The sequence below is a fragment of the Photorhabdus hindustanensis genome (genome assembly GCF_002968995.1).
GTDB classification, from domain to species: domain Bacteria; phylum Pseudomonadota; class Gammaproteobacteria; order Enterobacterales; family Enterobacteriaceae; genus Photorhabdus; species Photorhabdus akhurstii.
The window spans coordinates 1-6,841 of sequence record NZ_PUWT01000076.1 but is presented as its reverse complement, the minus strand read 5'-3'; the positions used below and the strand labels follow the sequence as shown (position 1 = coordinate 6,841).

Annotated in this window: 15 protein-coding genes; all 15 read left to right on the top strand. The window is 37.5% G+C overall.

Annotated elements, in window-relative coordinates:
• Positions 1-307 precede the first annotated feature (307 nt).
• Positions 308-580: a hypothetical protein gene (locus C6H66_RS22135; RefSeq protein WP_105396745.1), complete on the top strand. Its 273-nt coding sequence runs from the start codon at positions 308-310 to the stop codon at positions 578-580.
• Between the two features lie 225 nt (positions 581-805).
• Positions 806-1,210, top strand: a complete 405-nt coding sequence (locus tag C6H66_RS22130; RefSeq protein WP_105396744.1) for a hypothetical protein — start codon at positions 806-808, stop codon at positions 1,208-1,210.
• 3 nt (positions 1,211-1,213) lie between these two features.
• Positions 1,214-1,444 (top strand): hypothetical protein, encoded by a 231-nt coding sequence (locus tag C6H66_RS22125; protein ID WP_105396743.1) that lies wholly within the window; start codon positions 1,214-1,216, stop codon positions 1,442-1,444.
• Position 1,445: 1 nt separating this feature from the next.
• Positions 1,446-1,829 (top strand): hypothetical protein, encoded by a 384-nt coding sequence (locus C6H66_RS22120; RefSeq protein ID WP_105396742.1) that lies wholly within the window; start codon positions 1,446-1,448, stop codon positions 1,827-1,829.
• Between the two features lie 431 nt (positions 1,830-2,260).
• Positions 2,261-2,434: a hypothetical protein gene (locus C6H66_RS26165; RefSeq protein ID WP_181150265.1), complete on the top strand. Its 174-nt coding sequence runs from the start codon at positions 2,261-2,263 to the stop codon at positions 2,432-2,434.
• The gene (locus C6H66_RS22105) at positions 2,431-2,754 is read left to right on the top strand and encodes a hypothetical protein (protein ID WP_105396739.1); all 324 of its coding nucleotides are present in this window, start codon (positions 2,431-2,433) and stop codon (positions 2,752-2,754) included. The genes C6H66_RS26165 and C6H66_RS22105 overlap by 4 nt, the downstream gene beginning before the upstream one ends.
• A 2-nt stretch (positions 2,755-2,756) precedes the next feature.
• Positions 2,757-3,629, top strand: a complete 873-nt coding sequence (locus C6H66_RS22100) for an ATP-binding protein (protein WP_105396738.1) — start codon at positions 2,757-2,759, stop codon at positions 3,627-3,629.
• Positions 3,630-4,130, top strand: a complete 501-nt coding sequence (locus C6H66_RS22095; RefSeq protein WP_105396737.1) for a single-stranded DNA-binding protein — start codon at positions 3,630-3,632, stop codon at positions 4,128-4,130.
• Positions 4,131-4,400: 270 nt separating this feature from the next.
• The gene (locus C6H66_RS22085; protein ID WP_105396735.1) at positions 4,401-4,847 is read left to right on the top strand and encodes a zinc-finger-containing protein; all 447 of its coding nucleotides are present in this window, start codon (positions 4,401-4,403) and stop codon (positions 4,845-4,847) included.
• The gene (locus C6H66_RS22080; RefSeq protein WP_105396734.1) at positions 4,844-5,032 is read left to right on the top strand and encodes a hypothetical protein; all 189 of its coding nucleotides are present in this window, start codon (positions 4,844-4,846) and stop codon (positions 5,030-5,032) included. The genes C6H66_RS22085 and C6H66_RS22080 overlap by 4 nt, the downstream gene beginning before the upstream one ends.
• 5 nt (positions 5,033-5,037) lie before the next feature.
• Positions 5,038-5,709, top strand: coding sequence for a hypothetical protein (locus tag C6H66_RS26160; RefSeq protein ID WP_181150264.1), 672 nt, complete (start codon positions 5,038-5,040; stop codon positions 5,707-5,709).
• Positions 5,702-5,917, top strand: coding sequence for a hypothetical protein (locus C6H66_RS22070; protein ID WP_105396733.1), 216 nt, complete (start codon positions 5,702-5,704; stop codon positions 5,915-5,917). Before C6H66_RS26160 ends, C6H66_RS22070 begins: the two co-directional genes overlap by 8 nt.
• A gap of 2 nt (positions 5,918-5,919) precedes the next feature.
• Positions 5,920-6,174 (top strand): DUF5405 family protein, encoded by a 255-nt coding sequence (locus C6H66_RS22065; protein ID WP_105396732.1) that lies wholly within the window; start codon positions 5,920-5,922, stop codon positions 6,172-6,174.
• 40 nt (positions 6,175-6,214) lie between these two features.
• Complete coding sequence (locus C6H66_RS22060) at positions 6,215-6,454, top strand: hypothetical protein (protein ID WP_105396731.1); 240 nt, start codon at positions 6,215-6,217, stop codon at positions 6,452-6,454.
• A complete protein-coding gene (locus tag C6H66_RS22055; RefSeq protein WP_105396730.1) occupies positions 6,451-6,780 on the top strand; it encodes a hypothetical protein in 330 nt (109 codons plus the stop codon). The genes C6H66_RS22060 and C6H66_RS22055 overlap by 4 nt, the downstream gene beginning before the upstream one ends.
• Positions 6,781-6,841 lie beyond the last annotated feature (61 nt).

Here is a 6,841-nt window from a genome sequence, read left to right as displayed (position 1 = left end):
GGAATAACAGGAAATTTTTGGCATGGATGCTACTTATTGTAGAGAGTTAAATATAAGAACATTAAAAGGAGAATTAATCATGGTTTAGTGACACAGCTATACCGCTACCAGCCTGATAAATCCAGGCACACGACGACTGTGTAGAGGTCGGGTTCCCACGGCGACGTAGTGAGGGAAAGGCGGCTTAGAGCATCACTGAGTTCCGGTTAGCGCCCGGTTAACGCATAAGTAGGCTATAACACTTCATCGGGAAAAACAGGGAATCATCGGCACGGAAGCCAATTATTAAATTAAGAAGGTAAACATCATGCAAAAGAATCAGGTTAAATTCAATGACAAAGATTTAGTAAAAATTAATTCTGTATGGTTGAAAAATAATCCGCAAAAAAATCATTTTCATCCTGACCATGAAAGTGTTTGCATTAAAGTTAATGACTCTTTTCATATTCTTAATAAAGATGAAAAATACAGAATCTTTTCTATCGGCGTGACCGGCTCATGGTTAGTTGTCAAAGATGAAGATTTAGAGTGGATTACTGTAGATTGTGATGATTTTCGTGAGATTTTCATTAAAGTGTAAATATGAGGGTTAAACAATGAACTCAAAAATGAAATTTGCAATTGAATGTAAAGCTGAACAAGCTCGCTATTTATCAGAAGCTAAAATCTATCGGCGCGGTTCTGAAATGCGAAAAATGTATGTTTCTCTCGCGTGGAGAAATAGAAATAACGCTCGGTGCTGGACTGTACTTTAATTAACCAGCAAGGTTACTGCCTATCAATTAAATTAACTGGAGTAAAAACAATGTTAACTGCACAACAGGTTATTCGATATAAAGTGTTAGAAGATTATTATCAACTGTATTCAAAAGAAGGCATTAATATCAATCTCACCGGTGAGCAAGTCGATGATGCATTTGAAGCTCTCTTAAAAGAAGAAGGAGAAATTCAGGATGTTATCGATGGCGTCAGGTACGGTATTCAAGAAACTGATATTAAATGTCCGATTAGCCGTCACTATGAAACGAAATCAGTAGCAACCCAAGCACCGAACGGACAATGGGCAGGCTGGACGTTTTATTATGGAGGTGGAAAGCATAGCGAACCAGAATTAATTGAGTGGATAGAAGACGCTTATTTGTTGAATTGCGTCGAGGAAGAGCAGTTGATTACAATAAGAAAATTTAATTTAATGAAAAATGAGGATTAAACAATGATGAAAATACAAGATATTTACAGTTTTGAAATATGGTGTGAAGACGTAAGAATTACGCGTTCCGAAGAAGGAATCTCAGTTGAAGTATCTGACGTAAATGAAGAAAATTTGCAAAGAATGATTAACGAATTTTATTGCGAGGATATACTAAAAATAATCGGCGAGAAAGATATTGTTAATTATTTAGAAGAAAATGGTTACTCCGTAATTAAACGAGAGGAAGAATAATATGTCTGCACACGTACACGCTGAACTTATGATGCAATATGCAAAAGATGCTTTGAAAACTGATGAACCGTGGAAGTTATGGCAAGTTTGTTTTAATGGAAAGTGGGTAAGTTTTACTACTAGCAATCCAACATGGCTTATTGACTTGGAATATCGCCGCAAGCCTGAAATAATCACTGTCGGCAAAGTTAGATTTCCTAAACCTATTGATTATGAATTAGAAAACGGAGATAAATATTATATAGTTTTTAATCCATATATGATGAAATGGTGTAATCGTGACGAGGATTATTTGAGACTAAAAGAGGGAAGAATTCATTTAACTTTAGAAGCCGCTAAGCAGCATGCAGGAGCATTAGCTAAAATAAGTAGAGGTGAATTTTAACAAAGGAGTAGTGACGCCAGCGGAGGGCATTGGAGTATATAGCATGAAAATAAACAAACAACTTTTCAATTTAGCTCAATGTGAAGCTTATATCGCCCGTCAACTAATGAGCGATATAAACTGGTCAATAGCCATGAACTATCTAAGGTTAGCATATGAAGATGATTAAAGAGTGGCTCTTTGCTATGTTATTTCCCACCTGTTTAATTCTGTTTACAACGTTAATTTTAGTTTTTCTGAGGTAATTATGCTTATAGTCAATTGTGACTCTTTTAAAGTCAAACACTCTAGTAGAGTAAATGAAATCGAAATAACCGGGAATGTTGTTATACAGGGAAATTCCGAGGAGGTGCTTAATTCAACTAATCTTTGTTTCAACGAAGTAAAGGAATATTTCGAGCAAAGGGGTTATAAAATAGAGGCTTTGTAATATGAACTCTCATCAACATCAGGGAAAAAGCAAGGAAACGGAATTCTATAAAAGAATCGGCTATTCAGATAAAGAGATTATCGAGCACAAGGAAGTTGAATATAAGCGCTCTATCCAATCCTTGGATATGAATATGCCGATTAGTTTAATTGAACTTAGCGGAGATTTTACATGACTGGGTATTTAATAAGAGCGCCAGATATTTTCAAGAGTAAGCAAGAGGCTATAGAAGCAGTCAGGGAAATAATTAACGGAAAACCTCACCCAAACGTTTTTAAATTATCAAATATGGCAATCGCAGAAAAGCTATGGAATGCAAATCTCGATGCTGCATTAAATCACCCTCCCCTCCCCAGTTATCTGATTAACGAGCGAGAAAATCAAAAAACTTTGGAGTGGCAAGAATATTTCAAAACCCATAAACGAAAAGAGTACGACCATTATCGCGGTGATAACCCAATACGTCGGCATGGTGGTATTTGGACTGGAGATTAATGATGAAATTTGCAAAAGCCATGAGAAAACAGGCCAAACTGCGACTGGCATTAACTGGTCCCAGTGGCTCTGGAAAAACATACTGCGCATTAACAATCGCAAAAGGACTTGGCGGCACAACAGCAGTGATTGATACCGAAAAAGGCAGCGCATCACTGTACTCTGACCGATTCAACTTTGATGTTCTGGAATTAGCCCCGCCATTTACCCCAGAGCGATTTATCGAGGCTATCGGTGCTGCACAACAAGCCGGATACGATAACCTCATCATCGATAGCATCACTCACGAATGGAGTGGGACGGGTGGCTGTCTGGAAATGCTGGATAGTCTGGCGAAGGCCAAATATCGCGGAAATACGTGGTCAGCATGGAGCGATATCACTCCGCGTCACAACAAGTTTCTCGACTCAATTCTTCGTTCTGACATGAACATCATCGCAACGATGCGCAGTAAGACAGAAACAGCCCAGGTTGATAATGGGAACGGGAAAAAGAGAGTCGATAAATTAGGCATGAAGTCAGAGCAACGCGACGGTGTTGAGTATGAATTCACTACTGTCATTGATTTGAACCATGAGACCCACACAGCAACAGCAAGCAAGGACAGAACCGGGTTGTTCAGTAATGCTGATTTCACTGTCATTGATGAGGGTACAGGCAAGCGGTTAATGGACTGGCTGAACGATGGAAGAAGCAAGGCCGAGATAGATCTGGCTCACTTTACTGATTTTGCAGGGAAAGCAAAGAACATGGATGAACTCAAAGCAGCATTTGCTGAGGCTTATAAATCACTCCGGGACACACCAGAGCAAGGAAAAGCTCAAGAAATATATGAGCTGAAAAAATCAGAACTTGAGCAAAATGAGGCAGCATAAATGGCAATTAACACAATTATAGTGAGTGGAAATTTAGGCAGGGACTGTGAACAAAGATGGACTCCGGCAGGGAAGCCGATCGCCTCTTTTTCTCTACCAGTTAAGCAAGGCTATGGGGAGCACGAAAAAATATCCTGGGTAGTCTGCAAGATGTTTGGGGCTAAGGCTGAAAAGTTGCCCCAATACTTAACTAAAGGGATCAAGATCGTAGTGACGGGTGAATTCCTCATGGAGGAGTGGACGACGCAGGACGGAACCAAGCGATCAGCGGCGGTAATTATTGTCGAAAAATTGGATTTTGGCAGCAATGTACAGGGAGGGCAACAGCCACAACAGCAATATTCAGGGCAACAACAATCTCAATTTTGGGGAGCACCACAGCAACCACAGCAGCAATCTCAGCAGTTCAGCGGTGGCGGTGCTCCTTCGCGTCCGGCTCAATCCTCTGCTCCACAAAGCAATGAGCCACCAGTGGATTTTGATGATGATATTCCGTTTTAGAGTTCACCTATCGCGTATTTATTCTCGAAAATCCTGAACGATGTAAAAATTAATTAATTTAAGTGAGGTGATTTATGGCTGTGAAGTTAGAAATTTTTATCTCGTTTAATGAAGACTTAAATAAACATCATGTCGAATATTCCACTGCATTTACTTCATGTAGCACGCATGAAGAGCGACAGATTCTTACTGAATTAAGAACTAAATTATTGGCTGAAATGGATAATCAATATGTAGGAAATTATATTAATTAAAAATAGAGGGTTTATTATGTGTCAAAAAACACCGTGGAATCCATGCAATAAAGCAATTCAGCGGGTTAAAGACCCGCTCCCAATTCCCGTGAGATGTCATTATTGCTGCGGCCACGTAACAATAGCTCATCATGAAAAGATATTCGGAAAAATCCACAGTAAATGGCCGTGGATGTATATCTGCACATCGTGTAGCGCGTATGTAGGGATGCATCCATATACTGACATTCCGTTAGGAACGTTGGCAGATAAAGCAACTCGAAATGCTAGAATTAGCGGTCATTGGCATTTTGAAGAAATGCGAGAGAGATGGAATTTAGAGCGCACGGATGCGTATAAATGGCTAGCAAGAAAATTGGGTATCAATAAATGCGAATGTCACTTCGGCTGGTTCGATATTGACACTTGTCATCGAGCTAAAGAAATTTGTGAAAATATGATTATTAAGAGGAATAACTCATGAGCAAGAAATTAATAATAACAGGAAATGCTTCAGTTTATTTCAGTAAAATAATTGAAGTAGACGATGATGAATACAAGGAAATAATCGATGATGAAGACCGATTAGGTTGTCAAATAGATGTTGACGACATGTTCGAAATTTTAGACATCAGTTATATTGAAGCCGAAGTTATTCAGCAGAGGTAATTATCATGACTAAAAATACAGAGTCTTTAATATCCGCATGTCACGAATTAGCAAGAGTAGCAAGCTGTGACGATTATTTAATTTTGAATGAGATAGCTGATAAATTGAAGTTTCTTCGTAAAGAACGTGACAGCTATAAAGAAATGTTTTATGAGTCGTGCTTGGGTTTGGGTGCTATAGCTTGTGCTGCGGGAATTAAAGAAGAGAATGATTCAGGTTCTCCGGGCCAAGTAATAGATAAGATTAACTCAATGCTTAATATAGATTGGAATTTCAATTCGCATCCCGATATTAAAGTTGGCGAAGAAATGAAATGTTGGGCATATGTACGTCGAACAGTAAAGCAGCTTGATTTTGTCGGACAAGATGAAAACGGACAGGCTCAATATTTTTATAAAGCGCCTCAGATTCATGAATATGTCACTGTGCTTAATTATTTAAACAAACCGACACCAGATGAAGAACATATTGATACATGGGATTATGAAGAAGATGGAGATATTCCTGAGTGGTCCGTTTACAATGATGCTATAGCTTGGGTGCATGCTGTGGGCTGGCATGAAGAATATAGTCATTATGAATATAACTCTTATTATGAAGAAATAGACAAAAATATCCAGGTATTGGCATGGGCTGAATTTATTCATCCTGCCGCGCCGGAGGTAAATAATGAGTGATTATCTCTGTCATCACTTTTATTTCATCTGGAAACGAATGTTCAAGCGATACATGATAAATGTTCTCGTATATCGCGGAATGAGTTTATCAGAAGCAAAAGAAGCCGCAGCATGTGAGATTGAATCATATTCTAGAAAAGATGAATATTGGAAATATATTCATCCGCATGATGCTGCACAAGAGGCACTATCTTATTGGAGCGATTAATTATGGAAATAAGATTAGATAAATATGTCATCACGTCAGATGAGTATCAGTTCATTCTTAATGAGATTAAAATAAATAAGGAAGGTAAAAACATCGGTCAAGAGAGATTACAAACAATCGGCTATTATCCCCGACTAGAGCAATTAATTAAGAAGCTAATTTTATTAGAAATTCGTCGTAGCGACATTAAATCACTGCAAGATATGAGTGATAAAATAAATCAGTTTGCAACAGAAATTTCATTGAAAATAAAATAGCTCAATCTTAAAATTGCATTTATACAGGAAATAAAATCACATGAAATTAATCAGCTTAATAAAGCCAATCGAAGTTAACTACTTTGGCATTGAATTATCAGTTCCATTCTGGACTAAATTTATAGTCACAGAAAACAAGGGAATTGTATTGGCATGGAACAAAAGGCCGTCTCAAATTAACGACAATTGGTTCTCTGAATTACCATCATCTCAATATGAAATTGTAGCTATTGTCGATTTAGAAGATATGGACTGGAAAGAAACTCTCGTTGAAATATGAGTGTAATTAGAGAAGGCTTGATTATGTTAACTTGCTCAATGAAAGATTTTAAATACACGTCGGATGATTGGTATTTTGATAATTCACCTAGAATGACAATGGCTTATTTAGATTGTGGATTATTCTTTATTAAAATATCAGCCATTAAAAGTAACAATTCACTGATAAATAATTGGTTTTCAATATACATAACTGATCAGGATGGATGGAGTGAAATTAAATTTGATATTACAGAAGCTAACATTGAAAGAGCGCAGAAAATCATTGATGCCGCTGAAAAATGTAGACTATTAAATAATGAGTTAACTGATTTAATATGGGATTAAAAATGAAAATAACTGATTTGAAATTTAATCTAGATGAATGACCAAGTTCTAGAAAACGGAC